This window comes from Burkholderia sp. SIMBA_051 (assembly GCF_046534915.1).
Classification (GTDB): Bacteria; Pseudomonadota; Gammaproteobacteria; order Burkholderiales; family Burkholderiaceae; genus Burkholderia; species Burkholderia ambifaria.
This window is the reverse complement of the sequence record NZ_JAWRXS010000123.1, coordinates 1-326: the sequence shown is the minus strand read 5'-3', so window position 1 is coordinate 326 and position 326 is coordinate 1. Positions and strand designations below refer to the sequence as shown.

Here is a 326-nt window from a genome sequence, read left to right as displayed (position 1 = left end):
ATGCACAGCCTCGAGGCCGGCACGGCCAACCACGACGACGGCCCCGAAGCCATGCTGATACGCAGCCAGAGTCAGAAGCGCGTGCATCAGGCGTTGCGGGGCTTGCGTCTGGAGTACCGTGAGGTGATCGTGTTGCGGGAGCTGGAAGAATTGTCGTACAAGGAAATCGCCACCATCGTGGGCATCCCGATGGGGACGGTGATGTCTCGCCTCGGGCGCGGCCGTCAGCAACTCGCGGCGCTGCTCGCGCCGACGGACCAGGAGGCGTGATGGATCACGAACAGGCGTTCGAACTGCTGCCCGGCTATCTCGATCAGGAATTGAGC

General features: G+C 63.8%; 1 protein-coding gene. It reads left to right on the top strand.

The window, feature by feature from the left end:
- On the top strand, window positions 1-270 hold a 270-nt coding region (locus SB771_RS33840; protein WP_410721899.1), incomplete at its 5' end, for a sigma-70 family RNA polymerase sigma factor.
- Window positions 271-326 lie beyond the last annotated feature (56 nt).